Origin of the sequence: Chamaesiphon sp. VAR_69_metabat_338, assembly GCF_031423935.1 — a bacterium.
Classification (GTDB): Bacteria; Cyanobacteriota; Cyanobacteriia; order Cyanobacteriales; family Chamaesiphonaceae; genus Chamaesiphon.
In genome coordinates this window covers 1-23139 of sequence record NZ_JANPGM010000135.1, presented here as the reverse complement: position 1 = coordinate 23139, position 23139 = coordinate 1, and the positions used below count along the sequence as shown (strand labels likewise).

The 23139-nt window shown below is 47.8% G+C and carries 19 protein-coding genes and 1 tRNA gene; 11 read left to right on the top strand and 9 right to left on the bottom strand.

Features of this window, described 5'->3' with window-relative positions; genetic code table 11:
• Window positions 1-12: 12 nt before the first annotated feature.
• A complete protein-coding gene (locus RMO84_RS03970) occupies window positions 13-843 on the bottom strand; it encodes a PD-(D/E)XK nuclease family protein (protein ID WP_310487172.1) in 831 nt (276 codons plus the stop codon).
• A gap of 35 nt (window positions 844-878) precedes the next feature.
• Window positions 879-3461: a PBP1A family penicillin-binding protein gene (locus RMO84_RS03965; protein ID WP_310487170.1), complete on the bottom strand. Its 2583-nt coding sequence runs from the start codon at window positions 3459-3461 to the stop codon at window positions 879-881.
• A 305-nt stretch (window positions 3462-3766) separates the two neighbouring features.
• Between RMO84_RS03965 and RMO84_RS03960 the strand changes: the two genes are divergently transcribed.
• Together RMO84_RS03960 and RMO84_RS03955 are read left to right on the top strand one after the other, a co-directional pair.
• The gene (locus RMO84_RS03960; protein ID WP_310487169.1) at window positions 3767-5026 is read left to right on the top strand and encodes a response regulator; all 1260 of its coding nucleotides are present in this window, start codon (window positions 3767-3769) and stop codon (window positions 5024-5026) included.
• A 114-nt stretch (window positions 5027-5140) separates the two neighbouring features.
• A complete protein-coding gene (locus RMO84_RS03955) occupies window positions 5141-6541 on the top strand; it encodes an Hpt domain-containing protein (RefSeq protein ID WP_310487173.1) in 1401 nt (466 codons plus the stop codon).
• Between the two features lie 52 nt (window positions 6542-6593).
• Here RMO84_RS03955 and RMO84_RS03950 read toward each other — a convergent pair whose 3' ends face one another.
• The gene (locus RMO84_RS03950) at window positions 6594-7076 is read right to left on the bottom strand and encodes an MEKHLA domain-containing protein (RefSeq protein WP_310487168.1); all 483 of its coding nucleotides are present in this window, start codon (window positions 7074-7076) and stop codon (window positions 6594-6596) included.
• A gap of 336 nt (window positions 7077-7412) precedes the next feature.
• Here RMO84_RS03950 and RMO84_RS03945 point away from each other — a divergent pair, with 336 nt between their 5' ends.
• Window positions 7413-9089 carry an AarF/ABC1/UbiB kinase family protein gene (locus RMO84_RS03945; protein WP_310487167.1) on the top strand — a complete coding sequence of 559 codons (1677 nt, stop codon included), beginning with the start codon at window positions 7413-7415 and terminating at the stop codon, window positions 9087-9089.
• A gap of 116 nt (window positions 9090-9205) precedes the next feature.
• On the opposite strand, the gene RMO84_RS03940 is transcribed toward RMO84_RS03945, so the two are convergent.
• Window positions 9206-10582 carry a leucine-rich repeat-containing protein kinase family protein gene (locus tag RMO84_RS03940; protein WP_310487166.1) on the bottom strand — a complete coding sequence of 459 codons (1377 nt, stop codon included), beginning with the start codon at window positions 10580-10582 and terminating at the stop codon, window positions 9206-9208.
• Window positions 10583-10738: 156 nt separating this feature from the next.
• A tRNA-Val gene (locus tag RMO84_RS03935) sits at window positions 10739-10811 on the bottom strand.
• 144 nt (window positions 10812-10955) lie between these two features.
• On the opposite strand from RMO84_RS03935, the gene rpmI reads away from it, so the two are divergent.
• The 7 genes from rpmI to RMO84_RS03900 all read left to right on the top strand — a co-directional run bounded on the left by rpmI (window position 10956) and on the right by RMO84_RS03900 (window position 16642).
• Window positions 10956-11153 (top strand): 50S ribosomal protein L35, encoded by a 198-nt coding sequence (rpmI, locus tag RMO84_RS03930; protein WP_295615932.1) that lies wholly within the window; start codon window positions 10956-10958, stop codon window positions 11151-11153.
• A gap of 121 nt (window positions 11154-11274) precedes the next feature.
• Window positions 11275-11628, top strand: a complete 354-nt coding sequence (gene rplT / locus RMO84_RS03925) for a 50S ribosomal protein L20 (RefSeq protein WP_310487165.1) — start codon at window positions 11275-11277, stop codon at window positions 11626-11628.
• 227 nt (window positions 11629-11855) lie between these two features.
• On the top strand, window positions 11856-12656 hold the full coding sequence (locus tag RMO84_RS03920; RefSeq protein ID WP_310487163.1) for a transporter substrate-binding domain-containing protein: 801 nt from the start codon (window positions 11856-11858) through the stop codon (window positions 12654-12656).
• Window positions 12657-12912: 256 nt separating this feature from the next.
• The gene (locus tag RMO84_RS03915) at window positions 12913-13452 is read left to right on the top strand and encodes a tetratricopeptide repeat protein (RefSeq protein ID WP_310487162.1); all 540 of its coding nucleotides are present in this window, start codon (window positions 12913-12915) and stop codon (window positions 13450-13452) included.
• A 78-nt stretch (window positions 13453-13530) separates the two neighbouring features.
• Window positions 13531-14277: a 3-oxoacyl-[acyl-carrier-protein] reductase gene (gene fabG, locus RMO84_RS03910; protein ID WP_310487161.1), complete on the top strand. Its 747-nt coding sequence runs from the start codon at window positions 13531-13533 to the stop codon at window positions 14275-14277.
• A 125-nt stretch (window positions 14278-14402) separates the two neighbouring features.
• Entirely contained in the window at window positions 14403-15593 is a 1191-nt protein-coding gene (locus tag RMO84_RS03905) for an ATP-binding protein (protein WP_310487160.1), read from the top strand.
• A complete protein-coding gene (locus RMO84_RS03900) occupies window positions 15590-16642 on the top strand; it encodes an AAA family ATPase (protein WP_310487159.1) in 1053 nt (350 codons plus the stop codon). Before RMO84_RS03905 ends, RMO84_RS03900 begins: the two co-directional genes overlap by 4 nt.
• Before the next feature lie 96 nt (window positions 16643-16738).
• On the opposite strand, the gene RMO84_RS03895 is transcribed toward RMO84_RS03900, so the two are convergent.
• Window positions 16739-18442 carry an HD domain-containing phosphohydrolase gene (locus tag RMO84_RS03895; RefSeq protein ID WP_310487158.1) on the bottom strand — a complete coding sequence of 568 codons (1704 nt, stop codon included), beginning with the start codon at window positions 18440-18442 and terminating at the stop codon, window positions 16739-16741.
• A 176-nt stretch (window positions 18443-18618) separates the two neighbouring features.
• Here RMO84_RS03895 and RMO84_RS03890 point away from each other — a divergent pair, with 176 nt between their 5' ends.
• Window positions 18619-20238 (top strand): mucoidy inhibitor MuiA family protein, encoded by a 1620-nt coding sequence (locus tag RMO84_RS03890; protein ID WP_310487157.1) that lies wholly within the window; start codon window positions 18619-18621, stop codon window positions 20236-20238.
• 108 nt (window positions 20239-20346) lie between these two features.
• Here the strand turns inward: RMO84_RS03890 and RMO84_RS03885 are convergent, their stop codons facing one another.
• From RMO84_RS03885 to RMO84_RS03875, 3 genes are all read right to left on the bottom strand, one after another.
• On the bottom strand, window positions 20347-20556 hold the full coding sequence (locus RMO84_RS03885; RefSeq protein ID WP_310487156.1) for a hypothetical protein: 210 nt from the start codon (window positions 20554-20556) through the stop codon (window positions 20347-20349).
• A 95-nt stretch (window positions 20557-20651) separates the two neighbouring features.
• A complete protein-coding gene (locus RMO84_RS03880; protein ID WP_310487155.1) occupies window positions 20652-20843 on the bottom strand; it encodes a hypothetical protein in 192 nt (63 codons plus the stop codon).
• Between the two features lie 309 nt (window positions 20844-21152).
• Window positions 21153-23139, bottom strand: a 1987-nt coding sequence (locus RMO84_RS03875) for an NACHT domain-containing protein (protein WP_396135765.1), incomplete at its 5' end; no start/stop codon positions are given.

Sequence of the window (23139 nt, the reverse complement as noted above, 5' to 3'; positions counted from 1 at the left end):
CCTAACCTCTACCTAACAACCCATCGCATAACCACAGCGATAGTTAAAACTACAAGCTCGACAATGAGTCCCAGGATGGGGCGGAAATAAGCGATCGAAACAATCGGGATCGCGGCGATACTCTTGTAATTGCTGTTGGTGGAGCTGGGCAATTTGGGCTAATTTTTGGGCGATCTGAGCCAATCGAGCGGGTGTGGCAGTAATAAGTTCGGAGCTAGTCAGCGTCTCTAGATTGTAAAAAGAAGCCACGATCTCGCAATCTGGATACAGATAACTGCCTGCCAATAGATAAACATCGGCTTGACGGCGATCGAAATCGGCTAGTCCGGTTTTAAAATCGATAATATGGATGCGATCGCGTTGAGCAGTAGTGGATTCAGCCATCGGCACCACTTCGCGGACGACACAATCAAACGCCGCAAATAGCTCAAAGCTATAGTCGCCAACGCGGATCTCAATCGGCGGTGGTAGCGGTTCGTCGCCGCGATTGAGCAGCAGGATTTCTTGCTCTAGCAACCAGGGTTGTGCCTGATATTGACGGAGAATCGGCAGTACGCGATCGCGTACCGCCGCCAGTTCGTAATACAAATACAATCGATCGGCAACGCGTTCGCTGCCGCGTGGATGCTTGAGTAACAACGGATCTCGATGAAATTCAGATACCCCTTGCTGCGCCAGCTTACCCACCTTTTGCCAGATCGTGGCTGCGAGTGGGCTGGAAATCGACTCCAACGGCTTGGCTCCGAGCGTCGATCTCCACCCCCGCTGCATCTGACAGTGGGTATCTTCCCAGCCTAATGCTGGCTCGAACTGCGACCAAAGATAATAGCTGGCAAAGTCCATGCTCGCTACCTCAACAGCGATCGCTCCATGCTGGCTTATTCCTCGCTAGAACGCCGCCGCGAGCGACGGGGACTATCCGAATTGGAATTGCCGCTACTGTCTGCCTCTTCAGAGCGACGCCGCCGCGAGCGACGGGGACTATCCTCCGAACTGCTGTTACTGGCTTCCTCAGAACGCCGGCGGCGACGGCGCGGACGATCGTCATTCTCATTATTCTTCTTGTCGTCATCAGCGCGCATCCCATCTTTAGGCATGGGTAGATCGCGACGATAGCGAGGGTGGATCGGATCGAGCTTGAGTTCTGGCTTGCGACCGCTGAGATTGTCGGGACGTGGGGGGAAATTCTGAGCGGGAAAGTCATTGACAGCAGTGCGCATAAATCGCGACCACGCAAAGGCCGCCGTACTACTGGCATTGCCCGTCGGGCGATTGTTGTCGTTACCCAACCAGACCCCAGTCACCAATTGGGGGACAAAACCGATAAACCAGAGGTCGCGTTCTTTGTCTGTGGTGCCCGTTTTACCCGCGACAGGGCGACCGATTTGGGCGGAGGTAGCCGTACCTTCATTGACAACGCCCCGCATCATCCAGGTCATAATAGCGGTCGTATCTGGCTCGAATACTTTGGTAGGTAGGGGTTTACTTTGATAGATGATATGACCTTTTTGGTCGATCACTCTGGTGATGCCGTGAGTGGGATTGTGCAGACCGCGATTGGCAAAAGTCGTGTAGGCACCAGTGAGTTCGAGTAAGTCTACTTCTAATCCACCCAACGCCAGTGAGTAAACAGCTTCGAGCTTAGAATGAATGCCCATTTTTTTGGCGTTATCGATGACGGGTTGGTAGCCTGTATCGATCAGGATTTTGATCGCGATGATGTTGACCGAATTGATTAGCGCATCGTGCATCGTAATGTAACCCTTAAACTTTTTACCTGCGTTTTTGGGTTTGTAACGACCTCCCTCATCAAGACCGATCTCAAAGGGTGCATCGAGATAGCTTTTGTTGGGGCTGATGCCGCCAGCGATCGCGGTTGCATAGACGATCGGTTTGAAAGTCGATCCGGGCTGGCGTTTGGCTTGAGTGACGCGGTTAAATTGGTGGGTTTCAAAGTCGGTACCGCCGACCATCGATCGAATCCCGCCCGTACGCGGATCGATACTCACCATCGCGGCTTGACCGAAGGAACCGCGATTATTGCGGACGGTGGAGTTGACGATTTCTTCGGCTTTGGTTTGCCAAGCGGGATTGAGGGTAGTTTCGACGGTCAAACCACCTTCGGCGATCGCTTTAGCGGAAATCCGTTGGGGTAATTCCTGCTCGATATATTTAGTAAAATACCGTGCTGCTTGCTGTTCCCGTTTGATCGGGCTGCGCTTGGGTTTGAGAGGTTCGGCTTTGGCAGCTTTAGCTTCGGCAGCGGTAATAAATTTGGCTTCCAACATCCGATCGAGTACCAGATTGCGGCGTTGCTCGGCAAATTTGGGATTGACAAAGGGTGAGTATTTATTTGGCGCGGGGGGCATCGCTGCCAGGGTGGCCATTTCTGCTAGGGTGAGCTGGTCGATATTTTTACTAAAATAGACCCACGCCGAATCGGCGACACCATAAGTCCCTTCACCCAGATAGACGAGATTGAGATAGCGTTCGAGGATCTGGTCTTTAGTCAGTCCTTCAGTTAATTTTTGGGCGAGGCGGACTTCCCGCAGTTTGCGCCAAAAACTCCGCTCCTGATTGAGGTAGACCATCCGCGCCAACTGTTGGTTGATGCTGCTGGCACCTTCGACTAAATTCTTGGAGGTGATGTTTTGAACCAAGGCTCTCGTCACACCTTTATAATCGACGCCATCATGCTCGTAAAACCGGCGATCTTCGATCGCGACGAAGGCTTTTTTGAGCTTGTCAGGCATTTGCCAAATTTTAAGCGTTTCGCGGGTGGCATTCCCCGTTTGGAGCAGAATACTGCCATCAAGACCTTTGATGGTAATCGTCCCCGGACGCACGTAATTGAGGGCATCGACGGGCGCGTACTGACTGACGCTGCGATCGACAAAGATCCAGGAGCCAACTAATGCCAAACAGCCCAAACCCAAGCCAGAACTGACCCAGAACCACCGCTTTTTATGGATGGGATTTTCGCCTTGAAAGGGTTTGGCTGCTACTTTGCCGACAGTGCCGACGGTCGTGCCAACAGCCGCTGCAGTTTTACCGATCGCCTTGAGCACTGGACTCGCCTTTTTCTGCTTGGTTTGTCCCGCTCTGTTAGTGGCTGGGGTAGTCGCTAGGGCATCGGCGGCGATCTCATCGGCTGCGGGAACTGGTTGCGGAGCGGGGTTGCGCTCGGGATAGAGATTTGCCGAAATATCTGGGGTGGTACCAATTTCTGCCGAGTGGGAGCGTTCTGACTCGCTCGCTTGTCCTTTGGCGCGCTCTCGATCCGCCGCACCCAACGGTTGATGATGCTCGCGAGGTTTGTCTGCCCCAGTCAGCGGCAATTTTGCGGATAGTCCCCTTAACCTAGCGAATAAATTCAACACGTCAACTCCTAAGGTAAATCTGGCACTCGTCAATACTGTTCGATAGCGGTCGATCGCCAAGACCGTAATCTTTTGTGGCATAAAAGTTGCTAAATCGGCAACCTTTATTGGTAAATCGCTAATGATAATTGAGCATGATAGCGTACTGAGCGATTACTAGGGAATACTAATGAAGACTCTAAAAAATATCATATCAATCGAGCATTTCGACCCTTTGCACAAAGGATCTTCACAATTATGACATCCTCGGGCTGACACGATCGTTCGCTGCGGGCGATTCTCATAGCGTTTGCTGGTGCCTGACGGCAGGCTATCGCCAACGATGGCGGCTGTGCGGTGAGAAGCTCAATAACTTTACTACTTTGACTATCCCATTTTCTCTTGAAATGAACAACGATCTTCGCTATTTGACGGCTGCAGACCCACAACGTGATGCAATCGGTAGATTTCAGTATTTAAGTTGGGGAGAATTTACTGGTGCTGTCGATATTTCCGTAGGATCGGGACAATCGTGGGAAATGGTATTTTACCAAGGACAGATCGTCTGGAGTCTCGATCTGACCCAACCAAATCGCCTATGGCAACGGCTGCTCCGTGCTGGTGTCGGCTACGAACATATCGATCTAGAATTGCTCTCGCAAGCTGCTAGTTTTAGCACTTGGAAAGGATTGGCCGCCGGACGCGAAGTCTGCTGGCAGTATCAAGGTGGGGTGGCATTGATGCTACTCTCAGAAATTAAATCTGCCGAGCTGACAGCGATGTTGGCAAGGGCCGCCCAGGAAACGATTTTTGACTTGTTGCAATACAGTCAGGGTCAAAAGTTGCATTTTCGCACTCAGGCCGAAATCTTTCACGAAAGACCGCCAATTCTGATTAATACCGAAGAAGTTATTGCCCAGGCGGAAGCGAGTTGGCAAGAGTGGCAGGCGCAAAAATTAGGGAATATTTCCCCGAGCAAAACTCCGGCGATCCGCCATCCCGTCCAACTCTACCGGCAAACAACACCGATTATTTATCAAAATTTGGTACAGGTGATTACGGGGAAGCAGACTTTACGGGAAATTGCCCTGGAAATTAACGAAGATTTGTTGTTGTTGACACGATCGCTCACGCGGTATATCCAGACTGGCATCATCGAGTTAATCGATCTACCGGATCTCAAATTGGCAGCGGCTGAGAGCAAACGATTGCCAGTGGCTCGGGCGATCGAAAAACAGCCCCCCGCCAGCGTCAGCACGCTGTCGCCGCTAGCACCAACCGCCCAATCAAAATTAGTGATTTGCATCGATGATAATCCCCAGATCTGCGAAAGCATGAGATCGATCGTCACTGATGCCGGTTATCGGTATATTGCCATTCAAGATCCGATCCAAGCTTTGCCCAGACTACTGGAAAACAAGCCAGATCTGATTTTTCTCGATCTAATTATGCCCAAAATTAATGGCTATGAAATTTGCGGCCAAATTCGGCGCATTTCTGCTTTTGCGCAGATTCCGATCGTGGTGTTGACGGGTAAAGACGGCTTGCTCGATCGAGTGCGTTCCAAAGTTGTCGGCGCGTCCGAATTTACCTGCAAACCAATTACGCGCAGCGCGATCGAAGCTTCGTTGCATAAATATCTAAGCATGACGGCTAGTGCCTCCTAGTCTAGATGTCCTCTCTTCCCCAACTCCCAACTCCCCGCTCCCCGCTCCCCGCTCCCCCCACCCCCCTCCCCCCGCCCAAATTCACCATCCAACAAAGTCAAGAATGACGCTAATATCCAAGCACAAGCATATAGTTATTTTTTAGCTGAAGCTCCAGAATTGCTGCAAACGATCGAGCACGAAATCTTGACGCTGCCGAGCGAACATACCACCGCCAAAGTTCACAATCTGATGCGGGCGTTGCATACGCTCAAGGGTGCTGCTGCCAATGTCGACTTGAGTGCGATCGAGCGGATCGCTCACGATTTTGAAGATGTAACGCGCGTTTTTTACGATCTCGATGTCGCGATCGATCTTGAGGTGCAAACATTACTATTGGATGGTTATACGGGATTGCAAGCCTGCTTGGCAACCCAAATTACGACCGGGGCAGATCTCCAAATCGACGAACTGGAGATCGTCGAACGGATGGCCGAGACGATCGAAAAATTAAAGTTAAAATTGGGCGATTGGAGTGAAACAGAGATTGCTTTGCCAAGCTCGATCGAGTTGGGTTTCGATATTGTGGTGTCAATTTTTGAAACCACCATTCAAGAGCAAATCGATGAATTGATTGCGGTCATTGCCACGCATGATGCCGAGCGGATGTCAGAATGCCTGCGCAGCGTTGCCGACATTGGCAGCAGTTTGGCAGAGTCGTTTGAATTACCTGGCTTTTTAGCGATCGCTCGGGCAATTATTTCCGCGATCGACAATCATCCCGATCTTATCAATGAGATTGCCCTGCTAGCACTGGTGCATCTTCAACAAGCTCAAGCTGACGTCTTAGCAGGCGATCGAACGGTTGGCGGCACGGTATCTGACGAGCTGGCCACACTGGCTCAAGAACCTTCTGTAGAGCTAGATCTCGTTCGAGATGAGCTGGAGATCGACATCGATATTAGCCCCAGCGGTGAAGCCGAATTACCCGCATTCCAAGCATTTTTGCAAAGCGATCGCTTCCGCAAACGCCACGAATTTAGTACTGACAATCAACACTTATTCGATCGCATCGTGCGCTTGTGCTGGGATTGGTTTCGACACGAGATCCAACCCCAGTCGAGCCAATTGAATCTCGAAATCTTGGTCGCGACTGACGGTTTAGCCGATCTCGATTATATCCATCATTGGGTCGGGTTATTATTGCCGAGCCTGAGTCCGAGCCGCGATCTCGATCGCCTGTACCTCTATCAGCAGGGTTGTATTTATCAGGTGGTATTTGCCGTCGCCAAATATCTAGCAGGAACGGAACTAAACCGCCAATTTACGGCTGAATTCTTAACTGAATTGCGATTGTATCTGCAAACTCTAGTCGAGACATACAAACAAGGATCGCCAGTTACCGCCAACGAACGCGGGTGGATCGATCGGATTATCTTACCCCATCATTGGGTCGATAATTCAGCCGTAACTGCTGGTGAAGATCTACTCTTAAATGAGGTTTGGGGTCAACTAGATTTTGGTAACAATGCTTAATCGATTTCTAGTCTATTAGTGAAAAAAAGGGGGGAGCGGGGAGCGATGCGCGCTAAATCGACTCATAAGTTTTAAACCAAGCAGCCTGTCCATAAGATTTACCATCATTAGTAAACAAATTCCAGATTGTCACATCCAAGATCCGAAATTCGCGACCAGTTTTACTCACGCGAATACCATCATAGCCAGTGACGTAATTTTGAGCTGCCACCTGTTGCATAATGGCCGATCGACTGGCGCGATCGCTAGATTTGGTGGTTTCTCTAGAGTGCATTTTTGTCAATTCTGCCCACGAGACTTCCCAAAGTTCGAGAACGCGACGATTGCCATAGTTCAAGATCGGATCGGCGGCACAATTATGACTCAAAAGATAGAAATTAGCATCAAATATTTGTTCGCTCAATCTATCTAACGAAAATCCATACTCTTGAATGAGATCTACACCCACAAACTGCTGTAAATTCTCAAGTAAAACAAGTAAATGTTCGCGATGATAATCGTTAGTTGGACTGGGGATTGTCAGTGTCGATTGCATTATTAATGTAGTGTTTAAATGAGAATTCGATCTGATCGATCGAACGGAGTTGCTGGCTCCCGTTACCACAGGGCTGACGATCGAGACTGGGTAATCCATCTCGTCTCGATCGACTATTTTACTGCGGTTAGAACTCCGATCTCGTGGGGATCTGCCTGCGCCACCGCAGAACTCGATACAATAAATAATTAGCAGGGGTAATCGATCGATTACCCAAAACTATCTCCGTAAATTGCAAGGGCGGGTAACGATCGATCTCGATCTAGCTCTAAGCGATGGTTTGAGGTAGATATGGAATCGACGAAAACAATCGATACTTTCAGGACTTATTCGCTCATGCAAGCTCTTACCAAGATCGATAGTTCTCGCCAGCGGGAGATATTAGAAATCCTGTTGCATCATGGCTGGGACTTCATGCGCCAAACCCTCACCATCGGCAAAGCCGTCGGTAGCGATGCAGATAACGAGAATCGCGTTGATGTCCCACCGCCAGAAATCCTCCGCAGTATTTTGGTCGATTTGGGGCCTGTCTACGTCAAGCTGGGGCAATTGCTCAGTACGCGCCCCGATCTACTGCCATTGGAATATATCGAGGCACTGAGCGAGCTACAATCCAATGTGCCGCCGATCGATTGGCGCGAAATCGAAGCCATCCTGATCGAACAGCTCGCGCAACCTCCTGCTGACATCTTCAGCCAAATCGACATTCAACCCGTCGCGGCTGGATCGATCGCCCAAACCCATCGTGCTATCCTCAAAGATGGTCGGATCGTGGCCATCAAGGTGCAGCGTCCGGGGATCGATCGCCTGGTGACGCGGGATATCGCGATGATTAAGCAGATTGCCAAGCTGCTCTCTAGCACTGACTTTGGCAAACGTTACGATCTGGTGGCTCTAGCCGCCGAATTTAGCACCGCGCTCCAATCCGAACTAGATTTTACTCAAGAAGCACGTTACACCGAGGCACTGCGGCAAAATCTCCAGGCTGGGAAATGGTTCGACACTACCAAAATTATGGTGCCACAGATCGATCGCCAGTTATCGACTCAGAAAGTCTTGGTGCTCGAATGGTTGGATGGCGTACCGATTCTCGCCGCACGGCTGACAGGGAAAAATCATGACGGCGATATCGCACAAGAGCGACAAGCCTTAACCGTCCTCTGCTTCCGCGCCTTCTTCCAGCAGTACCTCGTCGATGGCTTATTCCATGCCGATCCCCATCCCGGCAACCTCTTTTACCTCGATGACGGACGCGTCGCCGTCCTCGATTGCGGCATGATGGGACGGCTGGATGCCCGCACCCAATCGGCTCTCGTCGAAATGATTCTGGCGATCGTCAATAGCGATGCCCAACGGTGCGCCCAAATCACGCTGCAACTTGCCGAACCGATGGGCGAACTCAATCTCTCCCGTCTGGAATGGGATTACGATCGCTTGCTGCATAAATATAACAACATCAGCTTGCAGAATATGAATGCCAGCGAAGCCTTCGCCGAAATTCTCCAAGCCGCACGGCGCAATAATCTCCGCTGGCCGAGTAATATCGGTCTGTTTGCCAAATCGCTCGCCAATCTCGAAGGCGTCGGGCGACAGTTTAACCCCGAAGTCAATTTATTTGAAGAAGTCCGCCCGTTGATGAATGATATGTTCCAACGGCAACTTTTTGGCGACGATCCGATGCAGTCACTCCTGCGCACGGGCTTGGAATTAAAAAATCTCTCGCTCCAATCCCCGCGACAATTAGCCTTTTTACTCGACAGGTTTAGCTCCGAAACCTTGAAGCTCAATCTCACGATTCAAAACCTCGATGGCATCCAAAATAGCATCGACGATGCTGCCAATCGCCGCTCGTTTAGTACCGTTGTCGGGTCGTTAATTGTCGGTGCGGCGATCGTGTCTGCCAATGCCCGTACCTCTGAATTGCAACTGCTCAGTAACGTGCTGTTTGGCGCAGCCAGTATTCTCGGTCTGTGGTTGATTGTCAAAATTATTAGATCTGGCAACTTACTTTGATTTCACCCGATCGATCGTGGCTATAAGATCCCCGACTTCTTGAAGAAGTCGGGGATCTGTCTTCACCAATTTAGCTGCGATCGCTAAAAGATCTCACTAACATTCCTTTGGGAAATTCAGCTTTTAGTTATAATTTCAGCCAAAATCCGATCGATTTCTACGAACGATGGTCTGGCCGCCGGAATCGGTTGTAAACAATCTTGCTGTAAGCGATTTAGTCGAGAGAGTGTCAACTTTTCCGCTTCAGAATTTGGTAACTGAGATCGATCGAGTAAATCTTCTAACAAACAACCGAACGCTCTGACCTCCAATTTTGCTAACGCCGCACCAGTCGCATCGTTCCCATCATAGCTAGAAGCCGCCCCAAAATCGCCTAACAAGCTATGTCCACTGTCATTCACCAGAATATTGTGAGCGTACAAATCGCCATGCATGATGCCCTGCGCGTGCAGATGCGCCGCTGCTGATGAGATCCCGATCGCAATCTGCAAAATTGTCGCTACTGGAAAAGATGTCCCAGCCGCATAAGTGTCTCTAGTACAGCTATCCAAACTCGGCGGGTTGCCCAGGTTGCGATAATCGGGTGGTATCAATGATAGGACTAACCCCAATCGATCGTCCGGACGATCTCCAATTTTACCCAACGCGCCTACCAAATGCGGATGTCCGCCAGCGGCTATACAGGCATTCATTTCATCCGCTGGCGCACCGTCGCTCGTCATCGCTCCTTTAAAAATCTTGACTGCTACTTTGACTGGCTCACCATCGCTCGTCACCGCCCCTTTGAAAATCTCGATCGCGACATTAGTTGGCGGCTGTGCTGGCGACTGCCATAAACCTTGAGAAATCACTCCCGAAGCACCCTCGCCCAAGGTATCGGCAATGGTTAAATCTGCCCACGGAATGGTGGGTACAGCTGGTGACAAGTTCGCATTACAACACGGATTGCCAGCATAAGCCAGCCAGGATAATCGCGGTAAAGTAAATAACCAGTTTGGCAAAAATTCTAAGCGATTTGCGGCCAATCGAATCAGCTCTAAATTTTGACAAGCCGCCATCTCATCAGGTAGCGATCGCAATTGATTGCCCGCTAACATCAATTTTTGTAAGCTCTGGAGCCGACCGATCGATTTTGGCAACCGTTCGAGTTGGTTATCAGTCAGAATCAGCCACCGCACACCAGGGGGGAGGCTGTTTTCTCCTAACACCCGAATTTTGTTGGATTTGAAACCCACCATCGACAAGTTCGGACAATCAGCCAATACAGCAGGGACTTCCTCAAAGTTATTATTACTGAGAAAAATAATTTTGAGCTGATGTAATCGACCTAAATCGGCAGGTAAAGATCGTAAATTATTATCAGACAGGTTTAATATTTCTAGCGAATCGGCCAGATCGAAAATCTCGATCGGGAATTCAGTTAAACCAGCCGCCAAATCCAGCCGTTTAATCCCCTGCAATTGACCGGAGCGCAACAAGTCGATCGTTTCCATTAGGCGATGATTTAGAGGATAAATTTCAGCTTTAATCACTCTAGCTATCGATACTCAAAATCAACCACTTTACAGTAATTTGAAGGTAAAGCTGGTCAACATGTCCAGCTTTACCTTCAAGTTACACGACAATACGATTAATTGCCTCTTTCAAAATGGACGGTACAGGACTCGAACCTGTGACAGCCTGCTTGTAAGGCAGGAGCTCTACCAACTGAGCTAACCGTCCGCGTTTTTACGCTTATGCATCATAACCGATCTTTGCGGATGAGTCAAGCGATCGAGATCGGCAATCGTCGGTATACATGCAAAAATAGCTATTTGCGACAGCGATCGAGTACAATGATAAATTGTGTCTAATCATACTAAAAAAATGCCGAAACTCAAAAGCCGCAAGGCAGCAGCGAAGCGTTTTCGCGCTAGCGGCACTGGTAAAATCATGCGCCGGAAGGCTTTCAAGAGCCACCTGCTCGAACACAAAAACGCCGATCGTCGTCGGAGCCTATCTAAGGCAACAGCGGTTGACGAGACTGATGTACTCAGAGTACGTGGGATGCTCCCCTACTTGTAACTTATCGATTGTCGATCGATAGTTAAGATCCAGACACTGGTAGCTTGAGGACTGACGATAGCTAATTGCTATCCACAATGCCGTAGAGCAATTTTAATCACCAACTAACACAATTTAAACTATGACTCGGGTAAAGCGCGGTAACGTGGCGCGGAAGCACCGCAACAAGATTCTTAAGTTAGCCAAAGGTTTTAGAGGTTCGCACTCGAAACTGTATCGGATTGCTAACCAACAAGTAATGAAGGCATTACGGAATGCCTATCGCGATCGTAAGAAGAAAAAACGTGATTTCCGCCGCCTGTGGATCGCGCGGATCAATGCTGCTTCGCGTCAGCATGGCATGAGTTACAGCCAATTGATCGGCAATATGAAAAAAGCCGACATTCAGCTCAATCGCAAAATGCTCGCGCAAATTGCCATCCTCGATTCGGCTAGTTTTGAGGCAGTAGTTAAACTCGCCGCCGCAGCGAAGTAGATCGAAAGGTAAGCAGTGAATAGATCTGTAGGTTGGGTTGCGGATGCGCTCCGGTCGGGTGTCCCGACCATGGAAGCGGCTCTCTCCGGTCGGGGAACCCGACCATGGAAGAGAGACAAGACAGCGCACCAATCAGAGGAACGAAACCCAACATTCCCATCAATTGGGTTAAAAAGTGTTGGATTTTATAGTCTGTCGATTCAACCTGCAACTTTCACTGGCAAGGTATGAAAAATAACCTACAATTTTATCGATTTAAATCTTTATTCTTCATCTCATTAGCGATCGCGAGTATTATCGTTAGTAGTTGGCAAAGCCCAGCCCAAGCAGGAACGCTCAAAGAAATTCAGCAACGTAAAAAGCTCATTGTTGCTGTCAAAGATAATCTGCCACTGTTTGGATTTCGAGATCGCACTGGCAATTTACAGGGCTTGGAAATAGATATCGCTCGTAAATTAGCCACCGAAATCTTTGGCAATTCGGAATCAATTCAGCTCGTCCCCGTCGCCAATCAAGATCGCCTGAAAGTAGCCATTGACGGGACTGTGGATCTGACAATTGCTAGAGTGACAATTACTCCCACTCGATCGCGCGTAGTCGATTTTAGTCGTTATTATTATTTAGATGGGACAGCGATAGTTACCGATCGAGCTAATATCGTTAAAAACAGTGACTTAGTTGGCAAACCAATTGCAGTCTTAAATAATTCCACCACGATCGCCTCTTTACAATTTTTCATCCCTAGTGCAAAATTAGTCGGTGTAAATAGTTATCAGCAAGCGCGATCGCTACTAGCTAGTGGCAAAGTTTTTGCGATCGCCGTAGATCGCAGCCTCCCGATTGGTTGGCGCAAAACCGATCCCAAATATCACATCTTCCCCGACAAATTATCCACCGAAGCCCTCGGTATCGTCATCCCCAAAGGACAACAATACGAGCCATTGCGCGAACTAGTCGATCGCGCGATCGTCCGCTGGCAAGCCGATGGCTGGCTACGGCAGCGCATTGAGTATTGGGGATTGCAATAAGGAAGGGGAGACGGGGAGACGGCGGGACTGGGGGATGGGGAGACGGGGAGATTGAGAGCAACCTAGAGAAATTGGAACGCAGTTCCCCTATTCCCTATTCCCTATTCCCTATTCCCTAGTTAATTGTTATCAAGCCCCAGGATCGCCAGCTTAGAGTCAAGTTATCATAGATAGTCAGGTATGGATTACCTCGTGGTGCGGCGATCGATTGCGCCCAGCCACGATTAATTAATTAGTCACTAGCAACTACTTAACAATGGACTTTTCAGATAAAAATTTACTCATCGTTTACCTGAGTGCCTTCCTCCTACTATTGAGTGTTGCGGCCTTCTTTATCCTCAAGCAAATTCTGAAAACCCAGAAAATTGAAAACGCGCTCGCAAAATTAGAGAAAAAACTCAAAAGCGAACGCGGTACGGTTCCTGAATATTACGAGCTGGGGAGTATTTATTTAGAGAAAAAGATGTTTATTCAAGCGATCGCGATGTTCAAACGAGCGATCGCGATTGAAGATGGCAAAATCCCCGAAATGGCTCCGGTCTATAATGCATTGGGATACGCTTATTTCGGACAAGAACAGTACGATCTGGCAATTCGGCAGTACAAAGAGGCGATTAAACTCGAACCAGAATACGCGATGGCAATGAACAATCTCGGTCATGCTTACGAACAGAAAAAGATGACGCCGCAAGCTTTGGATGTTTACGAGCAAGTTCTGAAAATTGAGTCAAATAATGAAACTGCCAAACGTCGGAGCGAATCATTACGCCGTCGGTTAGTCGTCAGCAGTAAGTAGGTAATGAATTGATAATTGATAATTGATAATTATTAATTGGATAAATGAGCTTGTTTTTTATAGATGGAGATTTGAAAGGTGTCAGATTTATTAGCAGGACAAGTCGCGATCGTGACAGGTGGATCGAGAGGTATCGGTCGCGCGATTGCTTTACAATTGGCGCAAGTTGGCGCGAAAGTCGCCGTCAATTATGCCAGTTCTAACGGTGCTGCCGATGAATTGGTCGCTCAAATTGTCAACAGTGGTGGCGAAGCCATCTCTATCGGTGCCGATGTCTCAAAAGCAGAACAAGTTGATGCGCTGGTAAGTACCGTGATGGATAAATGGGGACGGATCGATGTCCTCGTCAACAATGCTGGTATTACCCGCGATACCTTGTTATTGCGGATGAAGCTAGAAGATTGGCAAGCCGTCATCGATACCAACCTGACGGGCGTATTTTCCTGCACCCGTGCGGTGAGCAAAATTATGCTCAAACAAAAGTCGGGTAGAATCATCAATATCGCCTCGGTTGCCGGACAAATGGGCAACCCAGGGCAAGCAAACTACAGCGCGTCCAAGGCTGGTGTGATTGGCTTTACCAAGACGGTAGCGAAAGAATTATCCAGTCGGGGCATTACTGTCAATGCCGTCGCACCGGGGTTTATCGCGACAGATATGACAAACGATCTCAAGGCAGAAGGGATTTTGCAATTTATTCCCCTGGGTAGATACGGACAACCGGAAGAAGTCGCGGGGATGGTGAGATTTTTGGCAGCAGATCCGGCTGCGGCATATATTACAGGTCAAACCTTCAATGTCGATGGTGGGATGGTGATGGCATAGTAAAGCTCTCACCTCTCGATTGAAAATTGTCATCATCTCTTACTATCGGAAGTTTTTTCGATCGAGAGATCGCCACTTCTCGCTCAACCCTTATAATCAATACATATATTAGTGGAAATTAATGCATGGAAGATCGCGAGCTAGCTGCACTTTTAGAAGATCTGGAATCCGACATAATCGAGCGTAAAGAATCAACCTCAGACGGAAAGAAAATCAGACAAGCTATTTGTGCCTTTGCTAACGATCTCCCTAATTATAAACAACCTGGGATACTATTCATTGGGGTAAAGGATGATGGTACTTGTGCGAATCTATCTATCAACGACAATTTATTACTAAATCTTGCCAATATTCGTGATGAAGGCAAGATTTTACCTTTTCCTGTATTGCAAGTTAGCAAACGAATTATCAATGGATGTGAGTTAGCTGTTGTCATCGTGGAGCCATCTGATGCTCCACCAGTTAGGCTCGATGGACGTACTTATATTCGAGTTGGGCCTAGACGTGGTACGGCTACAGCCGAAGAGGAACGCCGCCTGAATGAAAAAAGACGTGCGAGAGATTTGCCTTTTGATTTACGTCCGTTTATTTCTGCTTCTGTTGACGATTTAAATCTTGAATTTTTTCAGCGTGAATATTTGTCATCAGCATTGGCACCAGAAGTATTAGAGGAAAACCAACGGTCGTTGGCTCAACAACTTACTTCTTTGAGGTTCACAACTCCAGAACCAGATTCATATCCTACCAGTTTAGGCATTTTAGTAACCGGCAAAGAACCCAGACAATTTATTCCTGGATTTTATATCCAGTTCGTTCGCTTTGATGGCACAGAACTCACAGATCCAATTGTGGATCGTAAGGAAATTAGTGGTGCTTTAATCGATTTGCTGCGTTATATAGATGAGGTAGTCCAGGCTAATATATCGACGGCATCTGATATTGCGGCACAGCCGGTTGAAATCAAGCAACCAAACTATCCGGTTGTCGCGTTACAACAGCTCATTCGGAATGCGGTAATGCACCGCTCTTATGAAGAAACAAATGCTCCAGTAAGAGTGTATTGGTTTAACGATCGAATTGAGATTCAAAATCCAGGTGGCTTATTCGGGCAAGTAAATCGTCAAAACTTTGGCAAAGGCGTTACAGACTATCGCAATCCGCATTTAGCTGAAGCCATGAAAACATTAGGCTACGTACAACGGTTTGGCATCGGAATTCCCACCGCTCAAAAAGAGTTGCAGAAAAATGGTAATTCATTAGCAGAATTTACGATCGAAGATTCATATATCTCAGTCACGATTCGGAGTAAAATATGATCGCACCAATTATTGCTTTTTTCAACAATAAAGGTGGAGTTGGCAAGACGTCCCTGGTTTATCATTTAGCTTGGATGTATTTCGATTTAGGCTTACGTGTAGTAGCAGCAGATTTAGATCCTCAAGCTAATTTAACAGCGGCATTCCTAGATGAAGATCGATTAGAAGCAGTTTGGGAAGAGACTAGCATCGATCGGTATAATACTGTCTTCAAATGTATAAACCCTTTGTTAAATGGTATTGGAGATATTGCGACTCCAGAGCTAGAACAAATTGAAGATGGATTGAATCTTTTAATTGGGGATTTACGACTATCTGAATTTGAAGATGAATTATCTTCTCAATGGTCGGATTGTCTCGATCGCAAAGAACGAGCTTTTCAGGTTGTCTCTGCTTTTGGGAAAGTCCTACAGCAAGCAGCATTGAGTAGTAATGCCGATATTGTATTAGTCGATTTAGGCCCCAACTTAGGTGCAATTAATAAATCGGCTTTGATTGCTTCAGACTATGTTATAGTTCCACTTTCACTCGATATTTTCTCGTTACAAGGACTCAAGAGTATTGGACAAACTTTACGCCAATGGCGGGAAGAGTGGCAAAAGCGCATCCCTAAAAATCCATCAGCGCATCTTGCGATACCACAAGGTCAAATGCAAGCTATTGGATACACTATTTTTCAACATGGAGTTCGGTTCGATCGACCTGTCAAAGCTTTTCAACGATGGATCGAACTAATTCCTAAAATATACAATTCAGAAGTAATTCAGCAAGATGGCATAGGTTCAAATTTATCAAGCGATCTAAATTGTCTGGCAATACTTAAGGACTATCAAAGTTTAATGTCCATGGCTCTAGAGTCTCACAAACCAATCTTTCATCTTAAACCGGCTGATGGAGCAATCGGTGCTCATGTTTATGCCGCAAAGGCTGTCTACAAAGATTTCAAGGAGCTAGCGCAGAAAATTGCCGATCGAACTGGCGTAATAGTGCCATTACAATCGTTAGCAGAACCTACTTTACAAAAAGAATCACCTTCTCCTCTAAACTAAAGTTAATTTTTCTGGCTGTTAAAGACTATTTCTTTGAATCTAAACTTCTGCAATACTCGATCGATTAAATTAGATCCAATGCCGATCTATTTACGATTAATTAGAACTTGCTTCACTCAAAACTGAGTAGACTTGACGCTGTTCAAATAGCTCTAACAAATGCCGATCGAGTTTCCCGGCATCGGCTTCTTTGTACAAAATTGCTAAAGACAGATCGACTGGTACGCGTGGCTTGTACGGGCGATCGCTGGCTGTCAGCGCATCATAAATATCAGCGATCGTCATAATCTGCGATTGGATGGGAATTGCTGCCGCCATTAACCCCTGGGGATATCCACTGCCATCTAATTTTTCATGATGAGCGTGGGCAATATTTGGGACTGATTGTAGGTGTTTCGTCCAGGGAATTTTGCGCAAGAAATCGTAAGTGTGGCTGACATGCGATTCGACTACCAAGCGTTCGGCAGCGGTGAGCGTACCTCTAGGAATTAATAGTTGTTCGACTTCAATTGGGGTGAGTAATGGTTGTAAATTACCATCGAGATCGCGATAGGTATATTGTGCTAACTCTTGTAGATCGGTGACGATCGTATCTAATCTCTCGGCAAATTCTGGCGTTCGGACGACATCGGGTTGGTTGAGTTTATTTAATAACTCCCAGTAAGACTGCAAGCGATCGAGCTTGGCGTTCAATTCGCGATCTACCTGCTGCAAATAGCCACAGTGCAGACAATTATCGTTAGCTTGATGTTGCAGATCGATCAGGGGATTTAATAAATGGGTAACTTTGCGATCGGCAGTTTCCAATTCCCAGGTGCGCCGGAGCAGATTGAAGCGGTGGCTGAGTTCGGCGAGTTGGTGGGGATAGAGTTTCTTGCCCTTTTGGACGATCTCTTCGGGAATGCTAATCTTGCCAAAGTCGTGGAGGAGAGCGGCATAGCGGAGTTCTTGGATCTGGCGATCGCTAAAGCGGATCTTTGCGAGGAAGCCGGATTCGATGCTATTGACTTCTTGACTCAGACGCACGCTGAGTTTGGCAACCCGCTCCGAATGTCCGGCAGTAGTGGGATCGCGGCTTTCGATGACTTGGACGGAGGCGGTGATAAATCCGGCAAATAGTTCTTCGATACTTTCGAGTAGATGGTTGCGCTCGATCGAAATGGCGGCTTGGGAAGCTAACGAGCGAACGATCTGCTGCTCCCACTCGGAATAGGGTTGCGTTACACACAGGGCATTGGCAGGCGTAATCTGGAGATCGGCTTTGAGCTTGCGATCGATTAGTTGCAAGACGCCGATCGTTTCGCCCTCCCGATTTTGCATCGGCAATACCAGCACGGATACCGTCCGATAGGCAAACTCGCGATCGAAATGCCGATCGAATTTATACGGCACATTGTCACCGATGGCATAGGCATCAGGAATATTCAGACTTTCGCCTGTAGTTGCCACATAACCAGCCAAACTCTCTGGATTGAGGGGAATAGTCGCTAACTGAAATGGAATATTGGGGAGGGAGTCATTTTGCGCCGCTCTAAAGATCAGCTTCGGCTCGCCGTGGCTGCGATCGATTAGATACACGCTACCCGCGTCACTACAGGTAATTTCTCGACTTTTGGCCAAAATCAGGTCGAGCAACTCTGTTAAATTGAGACAGTCGGATAGTGCCGTCCCGATCGAGAGTAATTGGGCGATCGTGTGGCGTTCGGCGGCGATACTGGTGAGTGAGTCTCCATCTGAGATCGCCAGATCGGTCAAACTGCTATCTACGTGGCTAAATTTAGGGTTAGATTTTTTCACCATCGATTTGCTACGGTAGAGAGTTGGCGGACAAGTCGATAAGATTGCACCCTAGCTGGTGGTTTTAGCCGTCAGGTTAAAGGATGGAGATCGAGTTAGGGCGCGATGGGGATTTTGCGCTATTTCTTTATTCTATCAAGCCCAAAATTATTACCTAAATTACTATAGATTTGCCCTGAATGATTAATCATCAACATGCGATCGAGACTGAAATTACGGCGGTGACTGTATATACCGATCGCGCCCTCGTTACGCGCCAAGGCAAAATTAGTCTGACTGGCGCAGAACGCGCCCTCATTGTCAGTAATTTACCCACCACTCTCGATCCAGCATCCGTGCGCGTCAGCGGCAAAGGCAGCATCGGCGTCAAATTGCAGGGAGTGACGATCGATCGGCAATATACGACCGAACCCGTAGCCGATCGGATCGCGCAACTGACTGTACAAATCGATGGGTTGGGCGCGGACAAACGCCGCCTCCAATCGCAAATCGACACCCTCAAACTTCAGTCCAATTTCGTGCAAGGCTTGCGCGAGAAGACTCAAGAATCCTTCTCGCGCAGTCTCGCTCGCCAGCAAATCGGGCTGGAAGACACCCAAAATTTCCTCGACTTCATTGGCACCAAAACTACCGAATACGCCTTTGCAGGGGAAGATTTGCGCCAGCAGCAGCAACAAATCGACAAGCAGCTTCAGAGCTTGAGATGGCAACTAGAGGAAGTTGAGACTCCCTATAGTAAGGAAAGTTTTGAGGTCGCTGTCGCTGTCGAACCTAGCGGTGCGGGCGAATTTCAACTCGAACTGACTTATGTGGTCGATCGCGCGCACTGGACGCCACTCTACGATCTGCGCGTTCAGAGTAGCAGCAACACCATTCAGCTCGATTATCTGGCTGAAATCTGCCAAACTACTGGCGAAGATTGGTCGAATGTCAGTCTGATGCTCTCAACTGCCAAGCCAGGATTGGGCACGCTACCCCCAAAATTAGATCCTTGGTATGTCGATATTGCCGCACCGATGCCGATGCGCCAGCGCACGATGATGATGGCTCGATCGGCAGACGCACTCGAATTCGCCACCGCAGCACCAGCAGGGGCAGGGATGGCATCGATCGATCGACTAGAAGAGTCGCCACCGATCGAGTATGCTGCCGAAACGGTGGTAGCGGAGATATTCCAACAGGGCAGCGTGGTGACATTTCAACTGGGGGGTAGCGGCAATATTCCCAGCGATGGCAATCCCCACAAAGCGACTATTTTCAACGATAATCTGCCCTGTCGATTCGAGTACATTGCCATGCCGAGATTGGTCAATTTTGCTTACTTACAAGCCAAAGCTACCAATCGTACCGATGGGGCAGTTTTATTACCAGGCAAGGCGAATATTTTTCGGGATGATGTGTTTGTCGGGACTAGTCAGCTCGAAAATATCGCTTCGGGGCAGGAATTCAAACTCAATCTTGGCATCGATGAAGGCATTAAGATCGATCGGGAGTTGAGCGAACGGCAAGTCGATAAAACATTCCTGGCTGGCAATCGCCGGATTACTTATGCTTATCGGCTCAAGATTACTAATCTACTTAATAACGTCAATCACATTCAAATTAACGACCAAATTCCTCACAGTCGCACCGAACAAGTCAAAGTCAAAATTCTCAAAATCTCGCCCCAAATTCAACCAGGTGAATTGGGCAGATTGGTATGGGAACTAGATTTACCTGCTAATGGTCGAATGGAGATAAACTATCAGTTCTCGATCGAGCATCCTGAAGGGGTGCGGGTGCAGGGGCTAGATGTTTAATTGATAATTGATAGCTAAATGACGATCTGTAATCTTCATCGAGGGTATCGATGAAGATTACTGTTGATTTATTGCTAAATGTCTGTGGTGAGACATTACAGGTTAGTTCTATTCGATCGATGGAGTGGCGATTTCATCCGATTCATCTTCGATGTCTGTCTGCATGTGCGCACTCAGGATGCGATTTTCATAGCGACGATTGCGACGATTGCCTTTGGCAGTGGTAGCACGTTTACTCGATCGTTTATCGCAGACTAATTGCTGAAGATCGGGAGCATCACTAATGTCGCTCAATGTGCGATTATCGGTGCGTTTCATAGCAAATTCGGTGGGGATATTTGACAATAGGTCGAGGTGCAAATCCACTACCTATTGCTAATTTAACCTAGAAATCGCCATTCAGCCAGATAACTTTATTCCCCGCGCCCAGTTCGATAAAACCGCGCCTTGCAACCGTAGATCCGACAACGATAGGGGTAAATATTAACCGCTGAGAGCAGATTATCCCGAGCACCGATGCGATGAGCGCGACCGATTTTATCAGTGTCGCATTCCGGACAGGTGCGGCCATTGATGTCTGCGAGCTGATTGATTAATAGTGTCATAATCCAAAGCGGGGTAAATGTTTTCGAGATTCCTAACCGCACGAGATTGCTAATGAACGATCGCCACTTAGGGAGCCACAGCCTGTGTCGAATCTCGTGCGACCTTTTAATGGTGCAATCTTCTCACATTTGTCGTCGCTCGATCGCACTGGAGTTTAAATTTTGATTAAATTTTTGCTGAAGCTAGTAATTATCTAGTCGATCGCAATCGTTTGGACTAAGATCTCGTCTTTACCAAGCGAACTTAGCTGACAGACACATTGATGATGATGGCAACTCGCTTGCTTGGAGTAAAATTACACAGATAGATTAGCGATTCCAAATCTCGATAAATAGTCGATCGGGTAATTGTTCGGTACAATACCAGATTAATTTATAACATATTAAAGCGGCGGTCGATCGATCTCCACCTTCTACCGCGATCGCTTGACTTTTTAATTGCATTACGATTGATGGCAATTGTTCGATCGAGGTGATTTCTTTGAGATATTCACCAGTTAACTTATAGAAACTCTTAGATTGGGACGAACGAATTAGTTTCAATAAAGCATCGACTGCCAACGGATGTCCGGGTTGAAACTTGCCTAATTGATAGGCATAACGGCGTTGTAATTCGGCATTATTTATATTTAATAATTTTTGTTCGAGTTCGCCGATCGCGATCTCGATATTACGCGGATTGGCAGCTTTTTTACGGCGTTGACGGTTGCGGCTAGGCAAGGTGCGATCGCTCGTAAATTGACTTTGAGCTGCCGGATTTGTAGGTGCGATCTGGCGGAGATTTTCTAAAGCCGCTAGTTGATTGGCACGATGACCGATCGCTTCTGTGGACGTATTAGCTGGGGCTTCAATGATGCGGAGGAGTGTATCGATCGCCAGCACAAACAATGAATTGCCGCTAGTATTTTCGGTAGTTTCGAGCAACACTTTGCCGAGGACAAAAGCAGCTTTACGAGTTAGATTTATGTTTTTATTTGCATCGATGGTATCGACCAAAGCAGCGATGGCGACCTCATTATAATTTGGATCGATTTTACTCAAAGACTCACAGATCTTGACTGACAAATCGCTGTGAGTAACTAAATTGAGAGCGTGAGTTAATGCGGCAATGGCGATCGCATTCCCCGGATCGAATACCTTTCCCAAACTATGAGCGGCTTGCCAGCATACGAACGGGCTGTCAACAGCTCGTACCAATCTTTCTAAGCCAGCAATTGCTGCAGATCGATCGGTTTGTCTGAGTGCTACTCTCGCCCCATCCTGAATCGGTAAGGGATAAAATTGCCAATTGTTTAGCTCGGGCACGAATTTAGCAAATCGCCATTGTAATAACCGATCGATAATTTGCTGCGTGTAACTCGATTCTGGAAATTCTGCGATTGCGGCGGCGGCTAAAAAGTAAGCTCGATAGTAATAAAACCCGCCATGAGATCTGTCGAAATTAATTAAAGCAGCGATAAATGCTTCCTTTTCACCAGCCGGAATATCGCCTCTGCCAAACCAAAACAAAATTGTTTCTTGCCAATAAGGACTAAAAATTGGTGAGTGGTTCGTGAGAGTACCTATCAAAAAATAGTGCCAATCGTCGATCGATCGAGCGGCAAAATATTCCTGAAAAGTGGCATGATAAAAAGCGTAAATTTTCGCTCCCGTACTCACGGAAATCCCAACTTGATTCAACCACCCTAGTTGCAAAGCCAATTCGAGCAAATCGGGGGCGAGCAAGGCTAATACTGTATGCTCGTGCAGTCGAAAGCGCACGCGTTCGCCTGCGCTGGGCGAATCCAGTCCGATCGCTTGCAGAGCTAATTTACCTAATGCCGCATTTAACTGTTGACGCTGGGATAAACTCGTCGGAAATCGATCTTGTTTCCACGCATAAATCGTGTCTGTAAATTGTTGATATAAACTAGCTTTAGTGCTGGGTAATTTACCTTGAGTCAGCAACCAATATCGACATAATAAAGCCAACCGCAGCGGATTTTTAATCGCATCGCGCAAGCGTTGGTATTGCGGTTGAGCGAGTTCGGTACTGAGACGTTCGCCTAGCTCTGGTTGGGTGCGAAACCAGCCTTGAATAAATTGCTGGACTCGATTTTCTCCTCTTCGCTCGCGCTGCGCCAACCGAGCGGCTTTGCCACCGACGGCACCATCGTAACCATTACTCAAGCTGAGATTGCGATAGGTAGTAAAATTTACCAGCGCGTTTTTGCCGCTATCCCAAACATTCGATCGACATTTCAGGATAACGTGTGCGCCACCAATCCAGCCCCGCAATTGCCGCTCGATGCTCGCT

Bases quoted from the DNA above. Each gene is read 5' to 3' on its own strand.
- RMO84_RS03890 (WP_310487157.1), top strand. From the start codon at position 18,619: ATGATTAATCATCAACATGCGATCGAGACTGAAATTACGGCGGTGACT.
- RMO84_RS03950 (WP_310487168.1), bottom strand. From the start codon at position 7,076: ATGCAATCGACACTGACAATCCCCAGTCCAACTAACGATTATCATCGC.
- RMO84_RS03885 (WP_310487156.1), bottom strand. From the start codon at position 20,556: ATGAAACGCACCGATAATCGCACATTGAGCGACATTAGTGATGCTCCC.
- rpmI (WP_295615932.1), top strand. From the start codon at position 10,956: ATGCCGAAACTCAAAAGCCGCAAGGCAGCAGCGAAGCGTTTTCGCGCT.
- RMO84_RS03905 (WP_310487160.1), top strand. From the start codon at position 14,403: ATGGAAGATCGCGAGCTAGCTGCACTTTTAGAAGATCTGGAATCCGAC.
- RMO84_RS03940 (WP_310487166.1), bottom strand. From the start codon at position 10,582: ATGGAAACGATCGACTTGTTGCGCTCCGGTCAATTGCAGGGGATTAAA.
- RMO84_RS03965 (WP_310487170.1), bottom strand. From the start codon at position 3,461: ATGCCACAAAAGATTACGGTCTTGGCGATCGACCGCTATCGAACAGTA.
- RMO84_RS03880 (WP_310487155.1), bottom strand. From the start codon at position 20,843: ATGACACTATTAATCAATCAGCTCGCAGACATCAATGGCCGCACCTGT.
- RMO84_RS03900 (WP_310487159.1), top strand. From the start codon at position 15,590: ATGATCGCACCAATTATTGCTTTTTTCAACAATAAAGGTGGAGTTGGC.
- RMO84_RS03945 (WP_310487167.1), top strand. From the start codon at position 7,413: ATGCAAGCTCTTACCAAGATCGATAGTTCTCGCCAGCGGGAGATATTA.
- RMO84_RS03960 (WP_310487169.1), top strand. From the start codon at position 3,767: ATGAACAACGATCTTCGCTATTTGACGGCTGCAGACCCACAACGTGAT.
- RMO84_RS03920 (WP_310487163.1), top strand. From the start codon at position 11,856: ATGAAAAATAACCTACAATTTTATCGATTTAAATCTTTATTCTTCATC.
- rplT (WP_310487165.1), top strand. From the start codon at position 11,275: ATGACTCGGGTAAAGCGCGGTAACGTGGCGCGGAAGCACCGCAACAAG.
- RMO84_RS03970 (WP_310487172.1), bottom strand. From the start codon at position 843: ATGGACTTTGCCAGCTATTATCTTTGGTCGCAGTTCGAGCCAGCATTA.
- RMO84_RS03915 (WP_310487162.1), top strand. From the start codon at position 12,913: ATGGACTTTTCAGATAAAAATTTACTCATCGTTTACCTGAGTGCCTTC.
- RMO84_RS03895 (WP_310487158.1), bottom strand. From the start codon at position 18,442: ATGGTGAAAAAATCTAACCCTAAATTTAGCCACGTAGATAGCAGTTTG.